General features: G+C 35.7%; 17 protein-coding genes. 5 read left to right on the forward strand and 12 right to left on the reverse strand.

Translation table 11 applies throughout. The features are described from left to right. Positions 1 to 16: 16 nt before the first annotated feature. The 4 genes from J2S13_RS10180 to J2S13_RS10195 form a co-directional block, all read right to left on the reverse strand. Positions 17 to 910: an RluA family pseudouridine synthase gene (locus J2S13_RS10180; protein WP_307257644.1), complete on the reverse strand. Its 894-nt coding sequence runs from the start codon at positions 908 to 910 to the stop codon at positions 17 to 19. A gap of 49 nt (positions 911 to 959) precedes the next feature. Continuing rightward, on the reverse strand, positions 960 to 1,754 hold the full coding sequence (locus J2S13_RS10185) for an NAD kinase (RefSeq protein ID WP_307257645.1): 795 nt from the start codon (positions 1,752 to 1,754) through the stop codon (positions 960 to 962). Positions 1,755 to 1,766: 12 nt separating this feature from the next. Beyond that, a complete protein-coding gene (gene yjbM / locus J2S13_RS10190) occupies positions 1,767 to 2,411 on the reverse strand; it encodes a GTP diphosphokinase (protein ID WP_307257646.1) in 645 nt (214 codons plus the stop codon). A 61-nt stretch (positions 2,412 to 2,472) separates the two neighbouring features. Continuing rightward, a complete protein-coding gene (locus tag J2S13_RS10195; protein WP_307257647.1) occupies positions 2,473 to 2,847 on the reverse strand; it encodes a UPF0738 family protein in 375 nt (124 codons plus the stop codon). A 182-nt stretch (positions 2,848 to 3,029) separates the two neighbouring features. Here J2S13_RS10195 and J2S13_RS10200 point away from each other — a divergent pair, with 182 nt between their 5' ends. The 5 genes from J2S13_RS10200 to J2S13_RS17035 all read left to right on the forward strand — a co-directional run bounded on the left by J2S13_RS10200 (position 3,030) and on the right by J2S13_RS17035 (position 6,305). After that, entirely contained in the window at positions 3,030 to 3,617 is a 588-nt protein-coding gene (locus J2S13_RS10200; RefSeq protein ID WP_307257648.1) for a CYTH domain-containing protein, read from the forward strand. Between the two features lie 41 nt (positions 3,618 to 3,658). After that, positions 3,659 to 4,285, forward strand: a complete 627-nt coding sequence (locus tag J2S13_RS10205) for a lytic transglycosylase domain-containing protein (RefSeq protein ID WP_307257649.1) — start codon at positions 3,659 to 3,661, stop codon at positions 4,283 to 4,285. A 187-nt stretch (positions 4,286 to 4,472) separates the two neighbouring features. Next, complete coding sequence (locus J2S13_RS10210; RefSeq protein WP_307257650.1) at positions 4,473 to 4,871, forward strand: globin domain-containing protein; 399 nt, start codon at positions 4,473 to 4,475, stop codon at positions 4,869 to 4,871. Positions 4,872 to 4,927: 56 nt separating this feature from the next. After that, complete coding sequence (locus J2S13_RS10215) at positions 4,928 to 5,719, forward strand: ClpXP adapter SpxH family protein (protein WP_307257678.1); 792 nt, start codon at positions 4,928 to 4,930, stop codon at positions 5,717 to 5,719. Between the two features lie 424 nt (positions 5,720 to 6,143). Continuing rightward, on the forward strand, positions 6,144 to 6,305 hold the full coding sequence (locus J2S13_RS17035; RefSeq protein ID WP_503128655.1) for a hypothetical protein: 162 nt from the start codon (positions 6,144 to 6,146) through the stop codon (positions 6,303 to 6,305). A gap of 54 nt (positions 6,306 to 6,359) precedes the next feature. Here J2S13_RS17035 and pepF read toward each other — a convergent pair whose 3' ends face one another. The 8 genes from pepF to J2S13_RS10255 all read right to left on the reverse strand — a co-directional run bounded on the left by pepF (position 6,360) and on the right by J2S13_RS10255 (position 16,657). Beyond that, a complete protein-coding gene (gene pepF, locus J2S13_RS10220) occupies positions 6,360 to 8,180 on the reverse strand; it encodes an oligoendopeptidase F (RefSeq protein WP_307257651.1) in 1,821 nt (606 codons plus the stop codon). 76 nt (positions 8,181 to 8,256) lie between these two features. Next, on the reverse strand, positions 8,257 to 9,414 hold the full coding sequence (locus J2S13_RS10225) for a competence protein CoiA (RefSeq protein WP_442417883.1): 1,158 nt from the start codon (positions 9,412 to 9,414) through the stop codon (positions 8,257 to 8,259). A 217-nt stretch (positions 9,415 to 9,631) separates the two neighbouring features. Continuing rightward, positions 9,632 to 11,065: a cardiolipin synthase gene (cls, locus tag J2S13_RS10230; RefSeq protein WP_370874018.1), complete on the reverse strand. Its 1,434-nt coding sequence runs from the start codon at positions 11,063 to 11,065 to the stop codon at positions 9,632 to 9,634. Positions 11,066 to 11,423: 358 nt separating this feature from the next. Then, positions 11,424 to 12,137 (reverse strand): adaptor protein MecA, encoded by a 714-nt coding sequence (gene mecA / locus J2S13_RS10235; RefSeq protein WP_307257654.1) that lies wholly within the window; start codon positions 12,135 to 12,137, stop codon positions 11,424 to 11,426. 894 nt (positions 12,138 to 13,031) lie between these two features. Beyond that, positions 13,032 to 13,427, reverse strand: coding sequence for a transcriptional regulator SpxA (gene spxA / locus J2S13_RS10240; RefSeq protein ID WP_307257655.1), 396 nt, complete (start codon positions 13,425 to 13,427; stop codon positions 13,032 to 13,034). Between the two features lie 388 nt (positions 13,428 to 13,815). Further along, positions 13,816 to 14,391 carry a GNAT family N-acetyltransferase gene (locus tag J2S13_RS10245; RefSeq protein WP_307257656.1) on the reverse strand — a complete coding sequence of 192 codons (576 nt, stop codon included), beginning with the start codon at positions 14,389 to 14,391 and terminating at the stop codon, positions 13,816 to 13,818. 258 nt (positions 14,392 to 14,649) lie between these two features. Then, positions 14,650 to 15,588, reverse strand: a complete 939-nt coding sequence (locus tag J2S13_RS10250; protein WP_307257657.1) for an ABC transporter ATP-binding protein — start codon at positions 15,586 to 15,588, stop codon at positions 14,650 to 14,652. Position 15,589: 1 nt separating this feature from the next. Continuing rightward, entirely contained in the window at positions 15,590 to 16,657 is a 1,068-nt protein-coding gene (locus tag J2S13_RS10255) for an ABC transporter ATP-binding protein (protein ID WP_307257659.1), read from the reverse strand. Positions 16,658 to 16,668 lie beyond the last annotated feature (11 nt).

A 16,668-nucleotide genomic window follows, 5' to 3' on the forward strand; every position in this document is an offset into this window, starting at 1 on the left:
TTGCTCTTTTTTTAAATCAATCTATTAGTTGTGTTATATCATCCGGTAACGGTGACTTCCATACTTTCTTTTCCCCTGAAATTGGATGAACAATTCTTAATTCACTGCAATGTAGCGCTTGACGGGACAGTAAGCGGGTACTACCACCGTATAAATCATCTCCAACAAGTGGGTGATGAATATAGGAAAGATGAACCCGGATTTGATGGGTTCTTCCTGTTTTTAAATGTAATTGAATGAGAGCAAAATCTTTGAATTGTTGTTTGACCCTATAATGAGTACAAGCATACTGCCCATCTTCCCTAACTTCCCGTTCGATAATACTTGTCGTTTTTCTTCCAATGGGTTGCTCGATCTTGCCCATTGTCTCCTTGAATACCCCTTCTGCTAATGCTTCATAGACCCTTTTTATTTCGTTCTTTTTTTGCATTTCACTTAATAAATGATGGACATGTCGATGTTTCGCAATTAAGACAAGACCTGAAGTATCACGATCTAATCTAGTCACAATATGTGGAGCTCTTTGGAGTTGTTGCTGATCATAATATCCAATTAAAGCATTGGCTAGACTTCCATGGGGATGTTCACGAGAAGGAATCGTATTCATTCCTGCTGGTTTATCAACCACGATCAGATCATCATCCTCATATAAGATGTTCAATTGAATTTCCTCTGACATCATTTGTTCACTTGGGATTTCCGGTGGAAAAATGACGTTTAAATGCTCCCCAGTAGAAAGAAGGTATCGAACATTTTCCTCCCTTCCATTTACTAGAATTGTCCCTCCGGAAAACTTGATATCCGTTAACGCCCGTTTGGATATTTTATGATTAGTTAAAAATTCCTTTATCGACATTCCATCATTGGAATCATCAATCAACCATTGGATTTGATATGAACAACTTTTCATACAATTCTCACACTCTTTCAACATGCTTCATTCAGGAAATGATTGGTTTTTAGTTTGAAATAAACGAATCATGCACCCTTTTCCAAAATGGAAATGGTCTAAAACGGGCAAATCGAATTTTTTCATCAGCCACTCGATACTGAATGGATTTTACATCCTTATGTAATAAGGTTAAATGGTCAATCGTAATAAGAAAATCGGGTTCATTTACCGGCTTTAGCATACAGGTATGATGGGCTGGTAAAATGAGTGGGGATCCGACTGTTCTAAAAACCCGATTATTAATTGAAGCCATTTCCGCCATTTGAATCGCGGCAATGGAAGGATGGATGATTGCACCACCTAACGCTTTATTATAAGCTGTGCTGCCAGATGGGGTTGAGACACAAAGCCCGTCCCCACGAAACCGTTCAAAATGCTGTCCACGAATATCAACATCCATTACAAGTGAACCTTCTACACTTTTTACTGTTGATTCGTTTAAAGCTAAATATCTCGTTTCTTTTCCACCGTGTTGATAACGAACAATGGCTTCAAGTAGTGGATACTCAATCACTTGATATGGAGTTTGAGCAATAGCGATGACTAGCTTCTCAATCTCCTCCGGTACCCAGTCAGCATAGAAGCCTAAATGTCCCGTATGTACCCCTACAAATGCAGTTTTATCTAGACGAGAAGTATAGCGATGAAAAGCGTATAATAAGGTTCCATCTCCACCAACAGAAATCACAATATCAGGTTCATTATCATCATACGTTAAATGAAAGTCTAATAAGTATGATTTAATTTTATGCATTAATGAGTTTGATTTCGCGTCTCCTTTGGACGTAACAGCAAATTTCATACACGACACCCTTTATTTATTTTTTTCGTGCTCCTTATTTTGTTCCTTTTTCTTCGTGAAAAAAGCTTGAGCCTCTTGAATTTCCTCACGAATTAAGGACATCTCTTCATCTAATTGAAAGGCCGCCTCAGCTGCTCTTTGTAGACGCAATTTGATTTCATCCGGAAATTGGCCTTTATACTTATAATTTAATGAATGTTCGATTGTTGCCCAGAAATTCATTGCTAGGGTGCGAATTTGAATTTCCGCCAGAATTTTCTTCTCCCCACTAATGGTTTGAACTGGGTATTCAATCACGACATGATAGGAGCGATATCCACTTGGTTTTTTATGAGAAATATAGTTCTTTTCTTCTACTATGGTAAAATCATTTCGCATTCTTAGTAATTCGACTACTTTTTTTATATCATCTACGAACTGACACATCATTCTTAATCCAGCAATATCTTGCATCTCTGTCTCTAACTTATCTAAAGGGATTCCATTTTGATTTGCTTTATCTAAAATACTTGCAATTGATTTCACACGCCCAGTAACAAACTCAATGGGAGAATGTTCATTTGATAATTCAAATTGAATACGCATTCCTTTTAATTTTATCTTGAGTTCGTTCACAGCCTGTTTGTATGGCGCTATAAATTGATCCCAATGATTCATATGCTTCACCCCACGAAAACGGTCCCAAATGTTGTCTTAAATATACCTATTATTCGTTGTGCTATTTTGTATGTAAAAAGATGTCCTCCACTTTCTTTACCATTTCTTCACCATAATTGCTATTTCCTTCGATATTCTCAATTAAATAGGAAAGTTCCTCTTGAATTCCTTCAAGAATAATTTCATCTTCCTTCCCTTTTACAATAATCGCCCCACCATTATTCATTGCCTGTTCTAGATCTTTCCAAGTATTTTCATGTATGTATAAATAAATAAATTCATTATCCTCTTCTAGTAAATAAACAAAAGCGAATTCATCTGAATCGACAATCATTCTTCCACAAGCTTCTATATTTTGGAAATGAACTTCCTCTGAAAGCAAGTAAAGGTTCCCCTTTTCGAAAAAGGATTGTTTAATATGTAACTTTTTTCTCATTGTCGTACCCCTTTCTGCACAGTCTCTTTTATTTTACCATAATCATTGCTTATTCCTCCAAAGTTTCCTGTAATTCATAAAGGAAACTTTGGATGTATAATTTTACTAAATGATACAGCTAGGATAAAATAAGGTAATAAAAATGATCATTACGTTGGAATGTATGGGATGGAGGAGTAGAATTGCCGAATGAAATAGAAATTGAATTCAAAAATTTATTAGAACAGGAAGAATTTGAAAATTTGCTCGCTTCCTTTCAAATCCAAGAGCAAAATTTTATTACTCAGGAGAATTATTATTTCGATACTCCTGATTTTCAATTAAAAGAAAAAAATTGTGCCTTAAGAATTCGCTGCAAACAAGGAAACTTTGAGCTCACATTAAAGCAGCCTCATACTGTAGGGCTACTGGAAACAAATCAACCCATTGATGCCGCTTGTGCGCATAAAATAATTGAAGATAGTCAGATTCCCCTGGGGGAAGTACGTGAACAATTAAATAAATTGCAAGTAAATATAAACAAAATTCAATGTTTTGGTTCATTACAAACAAAACGGGCAGAAATTCCATATCATGAGGGAATTCTTGTTTTCGACAGTAGTTATTATTTGCATCAACAAGACTTTGAGATAGAATATGAAGTGAATCAATATGATATAGGTCAAAAGTACTTTTTTCAACTATTGAAAGAATTCAATATTCCTAAAAGAACAACGGATAATAAAATTCAAAGATTTTATAAAGAAAAACTTCGTCAGAAAAAACACTAAAATAATTAAGAAGAGAAAAGTGGAAATAGGGAGAATACGAAATGGATCAAAATATGTTACAAATACTGTTTGAAGTAAATGCCCTAAGAAGCATATCTTTCAATCCATCTATTCAAAATCAGCCTGCTGGAATGCAAAATAATGAGTTATTTGGCGTGATGTTTCAACAATTATTACAAACAGAGAATAAAAGCCAAATATCAACACATCCATCCAAGACAACACTTATGGATCCCCCTCAGCTGAAACCAGGAGCCGATCTCATTTCATCAAATGGATCCACCAATATGAAAACAAATTACGATGACATCATTGCAAAAGCAGCTGAAAAATATCATGTTCCAATGAAGTTAATCCAGGCGGTAATTAAGCAAGAATCCAATTTCAATCCAAATATTATCAGTCATGCAGGTGCTGCAGGATTGATGCAGTTAATGCCAGCTACTGCGAAATCATTAGGTGTACGAAATATACTGGATCCTGAACAAAATATATTGGGCGGAACAAAATATTTAAGACACATGCTTGATCGTTTCAATGGGAATATTAAGCTTGCACTTGCTGCTTACAACGCTGGGCCAGGAAATGTGAAAAAATATGGAGGAATTCCTCCCTTTAAAGAAACGCAAAATTATGTAAGAAAAGTATCAAACTCATTCTATGCTTAGTCATGAACCTAAGTATGATCCCCTGCTTAAGCCTTCAAATTGTAAATTTTAAAGTCGAGGGAAATTCAGTCTTAAAGATTAAGATAACATTTTATATAAATATGTTATACTATAAGCTATTTGTTTGAGTTGTATTCCTTACATTGCTAAAATAGACGTACAATATAAGGAAGAGGGAGTCATGAATATGGTTGAGAAATCTATAGCTCCATACGATGTCATCGGGAAGCAGCATTTAGAAGAACTCGTGGATGCATTTTATGCTAGAGTTGCCAAACATCCAGACTTGATACCGATTTTCCCAGAAGATTTAACTGAAACTGCACGAAAACAGAAACAATTTTTAACTCAATACTTAGGTGGTCCCCCCCTTTATACTCAGGAACATGGACATCCAATGTTAAGAGCGCGACATTTACCTTTTGAAATTACACCAACTAGAGTGAATGCTTGGTTAAGTTGTATGCGGGCTGCGATGGATAAGGTTCAGTTAACTGGAAATATTCGAGAATTTTTTTATTCAAGGCTTGAATTAACAGCCCATCATATGATGAATACTCCTGGAGAACAAGGTGAAGATCATTGAAGCAACTTTTCTTTTACACTCATACATGTGGGGAAAATAAACCATTAGAAATTTATATGTTCATCGATCCTCTCTGTCCTGAATGTTGGGCGTTAGAACCCATCATCAAAAAGTTGCAAATTGAATATGGGCAATATTTTCGTCTGCGCCAAATATTAACCGGTAAATTGGCTTCCTTGAATATTTCAAAGAAGAAGCATGAAACATTGGCAAATTTTTGGGAACATACTGCGAGTAGAACGGGTATGTCCTGTGATGGAAGTTTATGGCTAGAAAGTCCAATTTCATCTCCATATATTGCATCCATTGCGATCAAAGCAGCTGAATTACAAGGACGTAGAGCAGGTCAACGTTTTTTAAGGAAACTACAGGAACTATTGTTTTTAAATAAGCAAAACATTTCTAACTTTGATGTATTGGAACAATGTGCAAACGAAGTGGAATTAGATCTTGAAGTATTTATTCAAGATATCAACTCTTCTAGCGCAGCGAAGGCCTTTCAATGTGATCTAAAGATATCCAATGAAATGGAAATCGATGAAGTTCCATCCCTTGTTTTTTTTAACGAGAATATTGAAGATGAGGGAATCAAAATTTCTGGAATTTATCCTTATGAAATCTATGTGAAAATTATTCAAGAAATGCTGAATGATATACCTGAGCCAACACCCCCTCCCCCTTTGGAACACTTTTTAAAATATTATAAGTTTGTAGCTACTAAGGAAGTTGCGGAAGTGTATGACTTACCTTGTAAGGAAGTCGAAAAGAAGTTGAAAAAACTATTATTACAACGTAAGGTGCAAATGATTCCTGCTAAGTATGGGACGTTCTGGAAATACATTGGTTAATTGAAAGTTGTTTTTCAAAAGCTTGTTCAGTGATAGTTGATATAAGGTGTTTAGAAGCAATCGGCGAGTTCACCGATTGCTTTCATGTGAAGGATTTCCTAAAGCTATGTGGATTGAATAAGAGTGCAATAATGAAAAGACCTTGTACAAAATTGTACAAGGTCTTTTCTTCGAACAAAGGGGATGGGAGAAATTTTCACGGTCAAACAAAGGGGTTTATGTTTGCTTGTGATTAACTTCACATCCATAATATATCATGATTTTATTCGCCTTTTCAAGTGTTTGTTATCCATTTCACAAATTTGTCAAAAACGTTGTATGACAAGCAACACTTGCACATATACTGATAGAAATTAATATATTTACAGTGTAACTTTTTTCTAAAAATGAAGGCAAAGGAGCTAATGTCTTGGGGAAACTGACGATGATTGTATTACTACTTTTATTTATCATTTCGTTTTTCCTGAACATCTTAGGGTTGATGAATTTAATTCCTATTTATCTTACATCTCCACTGTTATTTGTGACTATTTTTCTCTTGATCATCTTTTGGAATGATCGCAAAAAATTTAGAGGCTTTCGCTAACGATAGTAGGAGGAAGTGGAAAGGGGGAATTCCAACAAGTCTTCCCCCTTTCTTTTATTTAGATAACATTTTTTCCATTTCCGTTAATCTTTTCTCAAATACTTTACACGCTTCTTCAATCGGTGCAGCTGTCGTCATATCCACTCCCGCTTTTTTCAATACTTCAATTGGATAGTCAGAGCTTCCTGCTTTTAAGAAATGATTAATATAACGTTCAACAGCTGATGAGCCTTCTTCTAATATTTGTGAACTCAATGCTGTTGCTGCACTAAAGCCAGTAGCATATTGATAAACATAGTAATTGTAATAAAAATGAGGAATCCGTGCCCATTCTAAACCGATTTCTTCATCAATTACAATATCTTCACCAAAGTATTTCTTATTAAGTTCATAGTATTCTTTCGTCAATAATTCACTGGTCAACGCTTCTCCGTCTTGGGCTTTTTGATGAATGATATGCTCAAATTCAGCAAACATTGTTTGGCGGAAAACCGTTCCCCTAAATCCTTCTAAATAATGGTTTAATATATAGATTCGTTTTTTTTCATCTTGTAAATTTTTCAATAAATAATCATTGAGCAATGCTTCATTACATGTTGACGCTACTTCTGCCACGAAAATTGAATAATCACCATATACATATGGTTGACTTTTCCGTGTATAGTAACTATGAACACTATGACCGAATTCATGAGCCAACGTAAATAAATTATTGACATTATCATGCCAATTCATTAATATATATGGATTTGTCCCATAAGCTCCTGAGGAATAGGCCCCGCTTCGCTTTCCTTTATTCTCCACAACATCTACCCAGCGGTTTTCAAACCCTTCTTTTAATACATTAATATACTCTTCTCCAAGTGGAGCCAACCCTTTTAACACATATTCTTTCGCTTTTTCATATGGGATTTTCATGTCCACTTCTTTCACGAGTGGAGTATACAAATCATACATATGCAGTTCATCAATACCAAGGATTTTCTTTCTAAGTTTTACATATCGGTGTAATAAAGGTAAATATTTATGAACCGTTTCTACTAGCTGATCATAAACCTCTTCTGGAATATTGTTATTGGATAAGGCCAGTTGTCTTGCACTGTCATACTTTCTTACACGGGCATAGAAATTATCCTTTTTCACTTGTCCGCTTAATGTACTAGCAAATGTATTCTGAAATTTTCCATAAGTGTCATATACGGCTTTAAAAGCTTCCTCACGCACTCGACGATTAGCGGATTCCAATAATTGAATATAGCGGCCATGGGTAATTTCGACTCGATCACCGTTTTCATCTTCTATTGTCGGAAAGACTAAATCTGCATTATTTAACATTCCAAAAGTATTGCTTGAGGCACCTAATACTTCACCAGCTTGCGCTAACAATGCTTCCTCCTCTTTCGATAACACATGAGGTCGCTGTAAATTAATTTCCTCGATTGAATGCTTATAAATGGCTAATTCTTCTTTTTCATTTAAGAAACTTTGGATTTTTTGTTCATCCATAGATAGAATCTCAGGTACAACGAAAGACAGGGCACTCGCTATTTGCGTATAAAGATTTTTCGCGCGATCATCCATTCCTTGATAATGGGAATTCGTTGTATCTTGATCATATCTCATATGGGAATATGTAAACAATTTTCCCATTCGTTCTAATAATTCGTCTTGATAGACCAACAGTTCATAAAAGCGTTCCGCACTTTCCCCTAAAGTTCCTTGAAAAGTACTCGCTTCATGAACAAGTTCTTTGATAGATTGAAATTCTTTTTCCCATTCTTCATCATTCGGAAAAATATCTTCCAATCTCCAAGTGAGTTCTTCCGCAATATCACTACGGGCAGGCAATGCTTTTACTTCTGCTTCTTTTGTCATTAATACCCCTCCATTTTTTAAATCTCTTTTTAATTCCTTTCGATATTGTATGAAATATTCCGTGTAGATATTTCAATCAAATTCTTTTATTCCATACAAACCTTTCGTATTGCTGAATCATTTTCGTTTCTTTTTTTAAGGCCTCCATCATATTTTCCGCATCCTCTATATGCTGTCTAATGATATACTTCCCTTCTCTATTATAAAATAATACTTCCAATTCCTCTAATAATTTGAAGTATTCATGGACCAACTGCCTGATCGAAAGAGTTGGGGTAAGGGGAAATTCACTCCATCTAACACCATGGATCCGCATGACATTTCTTAAACATTCCACACATTTTTCTATACTTACCTCAGCTCCGATTGACAAATGATTGAAAATTTCGTTCCATAAATAAAATTGCCATTCAAGCGGGTGCAGATTGAGAAATATCATTCCTTTTACAGGTAGACCGATATAAGGATGCAGTAAAAAAGGATTTCGTTTGCTATTATAGACATCATTTAAAAACTTGTTCCGCTGTCTATGGCTATAATACATTCTTTTTTGAATCCAATCTTTTTTTAATTTCATCCAATCCTTTAAGGTGATAGAAACGGTTGATTTTAACTTTGGAATGGTTAATGGAAAAGAAAGTTTTTCAAGGGGAATAGTCAATTTTCGAGCGGAGAAGAGAGTCGTAGAGATCGGGATGATATGAAGAAGAAACGTAAATGCCCTTTGATCTGGACAATAAGTTGGTAGCCAGTAGTCAAAAACTGAAGAATGTTGCAAGAAAAGTTGTTGAAATTTTGAGAGCTTGAACAAACCATGTTGATTGTTTTGCACGTTCCCACCAAAAATCCAAAAAGGAAAAAGCTGATGTTGTTGGTAAACCGAAGTCCGTTTGCAAAACAAATTTTCCGGTATGGTCGAACATTGAAATTCAATGGCAATCGACTGATCGGGTAAAAAGAGATCGGGCCTTTGTTGTAAAGTTGGCAAATACGCCTCTAATTGAACAGCCATTTGTTGATTTTTAAGCCAATTAAAAAGATCGAGTTTTCCTTGAAGATGGCGTGGTGATTCATGTTCTGAAAAGGAATGACAGTCATTTGTATGACGATGAGAGAAATGGGGGATTCTTTTTTGACCAATTTTAAACAAGAGGGGTGATTGGCATTGCGGACAAAAAAAGTGATTCAACTTTCGTAATTCATAAAGTTCTTCCCGTGACTTATATAATGCCAAATTGATTTGCTTTCCTTGTTGATTTATTCCGACTAGAATAAAACTCCACCTCCTTCTTAAAAAGATTCGACGTCCTTTCATTTATTCCTTGTTTTTCGCGAAGCTTTTATAAGTAAATGGTTTCTTTTAAATGATCGATCTAGGTTTTAGTTTTCAAAAAACAAAGAGATCGCCTCATTGCTAGCAATCTCTTCACTATAACGTTTTAAAAAACGGATTATAACAATGGTGAAAGCAGACGGGAAGTCGATTCTAATAAACGATGTCCTAAATGTCTCTTTCGGAATTGTTCAAGAACAATTTCCTTTGAATATATTAAATCTCGCTCATATTCTTTTACTAATGATTTATTGCTTTCTGTATGATATAAAAACGCATTCACTTCAAAGTTTAGATGGAAACTTCTCATATCCATATTTGCGGTTCCTATTGACGCCAATTCACCATCGACAATGACAATTTTACTATGCATGAACCCTCGAGTATATTCAAAGATCTTTACACCCGCTTCTAACAATTCCGGGAAGTAAGAACGTGATGCGTGAAATACAATACGTTTATCAGGTTTTTCCGGCATTAATAATCGAACATCAATCCCACTAAGTGCAGCAATCTTCAATGCAGAGAAAATGTCTTCGTCAGGAATAAAATACGGCGATGCAATCCAGACCGATTTTTTTGCAGATGTAATCATGGAAAAAAATATATTTTTAATGACACTCCATTCATTATCCGGTCCTCCTGCAATAAGTTGAATTGCCCCTTTCATTCCATCTATTCGCTCTGGCGTTAAATATCCAGGAGTTAAAAAATGATCAGACGTCATATAATACCAATCTTGTAAAAAGATTAATTGAAGTGTCCGCACAGCTTCCCCTTTTAAAAACATATGAGTATCTCTCCAAAAGCCGAATTGCTCACTTTTACCTAAATATTCATCCCCAATATTTAATCCCCCGACAAAGCCGATATTGCCATCGATTACAATAATTTTTCGGTGATTGCGAAAATTAAATTTGCTATTTAAAAAGGGGAGTTTCACTGGCCCAAACGGAATAATCTCAACACCTGCAAGCCGTAAATCATTTATATATTTTTTTGATAATTTCCAGGACCCGACTGCATCAAATAAAAAGCGTATTTTGACACCTTCTTTTGCTTTTTGAATCAGAATGTCTTTCATTTCATTCCCTACTTGATCATCGCGAACAATATAGTATTCTAAATGGATGTGATGCCGTGCCTTAAGTAATTCGGTTTTGATGCTTGAGAAAGTTTCATCTCCATTTGTTAAAATTTTCGTCTCGGTATGCAGAGATATAGGACTATTCCCTAATTTTTCAGCGATCGTGAAGATTTTTTTATCCCCTCGATTATGAACAAATTCTGTAAATTCTTTTGGAGAAGGTTGCTCATTAAATTTCAAATAAGCCTCCTTATCTAATAAATACTTTTTTCGAAACATTCTCTCCTTCCGATAATTTCGTCCAAATAATAGATAGAAAAAAAATCCTAATAACGGGAAACTCCCTAGCACAACTAACCATGTTAATGTTTGGGTTGGGTGTCGGTTTTCTAAGAAGATAACAAATCCTATAATAATAACCATCGTCGTAAGTATTAAACTTACATAACGAATCAAAATAACCATATAATGTTCATACCAAAAAAGGAACATAAACAAAAATATGGTCAGGAAAATTAAAACTTTCACGGTATTTTTCAATATCAAACACCTACCTAAAAAAACATCATATGCCTCTTCATGAAAATGCGCAAGTGCCTTGCCCATCGGCGTACGGATTTCGCAAGTTTAGACTGAAATAAAGGAAACGAAAGCGAGGTCCTTCATCCAACTGATGTTGACTTATCGTAGGGGGAAGACGTAGAAATTGGCTAGCCGATAGGCGCTGAAGTTAGAGGGGATCCTCAGTTTTAAATATTATAGTTTCCTAAAAAAGTTAAAAATACCGATTTCTGTAGTGGAAATCGGTACAATCTTAATTGTGTTACTTAAAATAATGTCGTAAAGTATTAAAGACGTTTTCTTCAATTATGATCTTGCCGTATTCTTCAAGAATATGATAAGTTAAGGATGTTTCATACCCATATTCTAAAATTATACTTAACACATTATCAATACTTTCATCCGTGAAGAATGGTTCCGCCTCTTCCTGATCATCCAATATCTCATGGTCATCCTCAGATAATGCCACATCATTTTCTGGAAACATGACAAATAAATAATATCGATTTTTATAAGAATAAAGCTTCGTAATCAACTCATCTAGTCCAGGGCGAGAAGTAAGACTAAGTAAGTCTTCAAAATCATGAAAAACGAACATAAATTCTAGAGATTCTTCTTCATCTTGTTGTTTCATTTGGAAATGTTGATCCAGAAGTTCCTCCAATTGATCGTCTATTGGTAAACCTTTCAACTTTTCCTCTGAAATTGGTAGCTCGAATCGTTGTCCATCACGGGAAACTTGGGCTTTTGTCACAAGGATCTCCAATCCTTTATCTAATGCTTGAACTTGAATCCATAAAGGACCTTCAACGGAAAAGTCTTCTTCCTCATGAACCTCGTCCATCATTTCCCAAAATAACTCTTCACTGCGCTCACGATTGTACCAAATCTCTTCACGATCAAATCCCCGCTCCTCTATATCAATATAAGAAATGTAGAACTTAACTGTATTTTCATTAATACGTTCAATTTCCATTTAACACCTCTCCCTTCTATTAATAGTTGTTGAAGGGACAACACCCCCGAGCATCTGCCCTGTTCGTTGGTGAATATCGCACAATTTACATTTATTCTGCACTATTTACTTCTATTTTATGATAAAGAGTGCCAAAAGGGAAACAAAATCAATTCCCAAATAAAAAATCCTTAAACGCCTATATAAAAAAATAGCGGAGGCGACTGTTCAGCTGCGACAAGCAAGTGACAAGATCCGTAAGAGGGCGTTTTTTCCCTCTGAAGGAGATTGACACTTGACCTCGAGCAGCTAGGAGCCGGAGCTAGTCTATATAAAAAAGCGAAGGCGACTGCACAGGGGCGACAAGCAAAAGGGCAGCCTTGACGTGGCGCAGTTTGCCACAGCAAGGATGAACTTTTGACCTCGAGCCCCTAGGAGCCGCAGCTGGCCTATATAAAAAAGCGAAGGCGACTGCACAGCTGCGACAAGCAAGTGACAAGATCCGTAAGAGGGCGTTTTTTCCCTCTGAAGGAGATTGACACTTGACCTCGAGCAGCTAGGAGCCGGAGCTGGTCTATATAAAAAGCGGAGGCGACCAGCAACTGTTCTCATATTTTACCCATACAAGGCTACAACTCGACTCTTGAGTAGGTTCACAGCTAGGGCTTGTCTACTAATCCTTTATTCGCACATTTTATACGGAATTATCAGTAAATTCAAGCACCTTCATCTATTTTTAATTCACCTGTTTAAGAAGAAGGTCGAGTTCTTTAATAGTGGATGTGTTCGATAGAAGAATCAGAAATTATCGATTATTTCAAACCCCTCATCACACTTTCCACTTTAAGAATGCTACAAATTCCGTATCTAAGTAAAAAACCCCCACACATATGTATGAAGGTCTTACAAACATTGTTAATTTACCATTTTTTGAGCTTCTAATAGTTGGAATGTACGAACTTTTCGCGGTAAGAAACGACGTATTTCATCCTCATTATATCCAACTTGCAAACGTTTCTCATCCATGATGATAGGTCTGCGAAGTAAGCCTGGATTTTCTTGAATTAAATTGAATAAATCTTGAAGAGGAAGAGTATCTAAATCTACATTTAATTTTTGAAAGATTTTCGAGCGAGTTGAGATGATCTCATCTGTTCCGTCTTCCGTCATTCTAAGAATTTCTTTAATTTCTTCAATACTTAGTGGTTCAGAAAAAATATTTCGTTCCATAAAGGAAATGTCATTTTCCTCCAACCATGCTTTAGCTTTACGGCAAGATGTGCAACTTGGTGAAGTGTATAATGTAACCATTCCTCAATCACACTCCTTAATTATTAAAATAATGATACCTGTTAACTTGAGGAATACCTTCACTTCATTTCATTTTCAAACAAGTTTATTTGAAAACTACATGGTTAATTATATCAAATCCGAACATTTTTGAATATAGTTTTTCATAAATTGTCACTTTCTGAACATATTTTTCTGCTAGTTGATAGGAATCAATTACGGCTTATAAAGTGAAACTTCATTCACTGGTGGACCGCTTGTGTTAGTTGAACTTACGGACCTATAGGGGCCGTGATCCTCCACCTATCTTCTTTATTTTCAAAATCATTTTGAGATGGAGGTTTTACTGCCCATTAAGGTGGGATAAAAAGCTTCAGCAAGTATGATAGTTGAAGCTTCATGTTTGTATTTATTCAATATGTTCTAAAATATCCCGATTTTTTGACTCATCCATCGACAATACCTTATCTACAGTTTCATAAGAGGCTCCATAAATTTCTTTATCCTTATACTTATGGATCATCTTATACGTTTTTTTCATTGCTTCATATACTAACTCTTCCGGCTCATTATGAGGAGCCCAATATAATATCTCCATCGAATTCACTTCATCCGTTGCAAGGGATCGTCTTCTATATCCGATACTAGTGGCATGTTCAAACCCTTCTCGTTTATAAAAGCGCAACCGTTTTTCCGTATCACTATCCTCATAATTGACAGGTTCAACTTCTAAAAGAATCGGTTTTCCTTTTTTCTTCAATTTTTGAATGAGCTTATGACCTAAGCCTTGACCTCTTGCATGTTTTGACACAAACAAATAGTCAACAAAAACAAATTCATCAAACTCTACATAAAAAAGAACATGTAACGGCCCTTCGTCTTTATGGTAAATATCTCCTCGCTCTTTCAATAATAATTCCATATGCTCTTGCGACTTCATTTCTTCAATTGGGAAATATTGATTTAATTTTTCATACCAATGCATGCATCTATTCCTTTCTTATCGTTTTTTCTTTTGTTCTTGAAAATAATTATGTGAAATGAATTCATTATTCATAAACTACCAACATTATTTTGGGGGTATTCATAAGAAATTTTTCATTGTAATGGTTGGCAAATAAGAAAAACAGTAGATTTTTTGAGGTTCTTACTTTATGAAAAATACCCTTTCTCATTGGAAATAAACATATTTTTTAAAGAATTGAAATAGAAAAACGACCCCTTTTTTCGGGATCGCTCTTCTTCAATTGTGTTTGTATTTTGCTTTGTACTCCTCAAATTCTTTTTCTGAGCAGTATACGAAATGTCCTGGCGCTATTTCTCTCATTTCTACTTGATCCTGTTCGGTATATTGATGAACTTTCGGATTATATGCCATTCTTTTGCGGTTTCGTTCATAATCTGGATCTGGCAAAGGAATCGCCGAAAGAAGTGATTGAGTATAAGGGTGCATCGGGTGTTTGTATAACTCCTCACTTGGAGCTAACTCTACTAATTTGCCAAAATACATCACACCGATACGATCACTAATATATTTCACCATCGACAAATCGTGAGCAATAAACAAATATGTTAGCCCTTTTTTATTTTGTAACTCCTTTAATAAGTTCACAACTTGAGCCTGTATAGAAACATCTAGTGCGGAAATTGGTTCATCCGCAATAATGAACTCTGGCTCAACCGCTAAAGCACGAGCGATCCCAATCCGTTGTCTTTGTCCACCAGAAAATTCATGTGGATACCGATTTGCATGTTCTTTATTTAAACCAACCGTTTCAAGCAGCTCATACACCTTTCTCATTCGTTCTTCTTTTGATTTAGCCAATCCGTGGATATCGATTCCTTCTGCGATGATGTCTGCAACCTTCATCCTTGGATTTAATGAAGCATAAGGGTCTTGAAAAATCATTTGCATTTTTCGATTAAACTCTTTTAATTCTTTTTTCGACTTTTTCCCATGAACATCCTTTCCTTGAAAAAGAACTTGACCATCTGTTGCATCATATAATCGGATAATGGTTCTTCCTGTTGTTGATTTTCCACAACCAGATTCTCCCACAAGCCCTAGAGTTTCCCCTTTATATATATCAAAAGAAATATCATCAATTGCTTTTACCATATTTGGTTTACCAGGATTAAAATATTGTTTCAAATGTTTGATTTCTAGTAATTTTTCAGCCATATTAGTGAACCTCCTCTAATAATACTGGCTTTTGATAATTGTCAACCATTGGTCGAATGCGCTGTTTGACTGATAGCGGAGGCTCAACTTGTGGTGCATCTGGATGAAGTAACCAAGATTTCACCATATGTGTATCCGATACCTTATATACTGGGGGCTCGTATTCAAAATCAATCTTTAATGCATATTCACTTCTAAGCGCAAAAGCATCCCCCTTTGGCGGGTGTAATAGGTCTGGAGGTGTTCCAGGTATAGCTGTTAGTTCAACCTTTTCGTCTGTATCTAAACTTGGCATCGAAGCAAGTAGTCCCCATGTGTAAGGATGTCGTGGATCATAGAAAATTTCATCTACCGTTCCCATTTCTACAATTTGCCCACCATACATGACGGCAACCCGATCCGCTACATTCGCTACAACTCCAAGATCATGGGTGATAAAAATAATCGATGTATCAATTTTTTTCTGTAAATTCTTCATTAATTCTAATATTTGCGCTTGAATCGTCACATCCAAAGCCGTTGTCGGTTCATCTGCAATTAAAATTTTTGGATTACAAGCCAATGCAATTGCAATCACAATCCTTTGTCTTTGACCACCAGAGAATTGATGTGGGTACTGTTTGAATCTCTCTTGCGGATTAGGAAGTCCTACTAAATTTAATAGCTCGATGGCTCGTTTTTGTGCTTGCGACTTATTTAAATTTTGGTGTTTTTTTAACGGCTCCATAATTTGTTTGCCAATTGTCATCGTTGGGTTTAACGAAGTCATCGGATCTTGAAAAATCATAGAAATTTCTTTCCCACGAATTTTCTCCATTTCTTTTTCAGATAGTTTGACTAAGTTTTTTCCATTAAATATTATTTCACCTTGTTTAATTTTACCTGGAGGATTAGGAATTAACCGCATAATCGTTTTCGTTGTCACCGATTTACCTGATCCAGATTCGCCTACAATGGCCAAAGTTTCACCTTTCATCAAATTGAAATCTACACCACGTATGGCCTTTACCTCTCCTGCATGCGTATCGAAGGAGACGTGTAGATCCTTAACTTCAAGTAATTTATCCATTTTTCATTCTC

Source organism: Oikeobacillus pervagus (genome assembly GCF_030813365.1).
Taxonomy (GTDB): domain Bacteria; phylum Bacillota; class Bacilli; order Bacillales; family DSM-23947; genus Oikeobacillus; species Oikeobacillus pervagus.